General features: G+C 73.3%; 1 protein-coding gene and 1 pseudogene. Both read left to right on the top strand.

Annotated elements, in window-relative coordinates:
- Nucleotides 1-97: 97 nt before the first annotated feature.
- Nucleotides 98-376 (top strand): annotated as a pseudogene (locus tag A5625_RS30755) (hypothetical protein); the annotation flags it as partial.
- Nucleotides 373-596: DUF4439 domain-containing protein (locus A5625_RS13405; protein WP_156748078.1), on the top strand; the 224-nt coding region annotated here is incomplete at its 3' end. The pseudogene A5625_RS30755 and the gene A5625_RS13405, both read left to right, overlap by 4 nt.

Below are 596 nucleotides of genomic sequence, written 5' to 3'. Positions count from 1 at the left end.
GGACAGCGCGCGGGCATGTGCGGCGCGTTGGTTCGCCACCACCGCCAGCGCGGCAGCCACCTGAGGAGGATTCCCGATGGCCGCGGCGGCGGCACCCGCCAGCGCGCTGTCCGCGGAGATCTCGCGGGCGGCCGGCAAGCTGGCCGCGCCCTCCTCGAGTGAGCCCACCAGCCCCAGCCAGGCCGAACCGGCCGGACCGCCGCCACCTCCGCCGCCGGTGTCCGACGTGATCGACGCGTTGCGCGCCTCGGCCGACAGCGCGAGCCGCCTGGTCGGCACCGAACCGGGCTACCGGGCCGGGCTGCTGTCCTCGATCGCCGCGTCGTGCACGGCCTCCTACACGGTTGCCCTGGTACCCGGAGGTCCGTCGATATGACCTCCGGTAAAGACGCCGACAACGCGGCGCTGTGCGACGCGCTGGCCATCGAGCACTCGACGGTCTACGGCTACGGCATCGTCTCCGCGCTGTCACCGCCCACCGTCAACGACATGGTGGTGGAGGCCCTCGGACAGCACCGCCAGCGCCGCGACGACGTCATCGCGATGTTGGCCGCCCGCAAGGTCAACGCTCCGGTCGCCGCGGCCGGCTACCAGCT

The organism is Mycobacterium sp. 1465703.0 (genome assembly GCF_001672975.1).
GTDB lineage: Bacteria > Actinomycetota > Actinomycetes > Mycobacteriales > Mycobacteriaceae > Mycobacterium.
The sequence above is the reverse complement of the archived record's forward strand: the minus strand, read 5'-3'. Positions and strand labels throughout refer to the sequence as shown.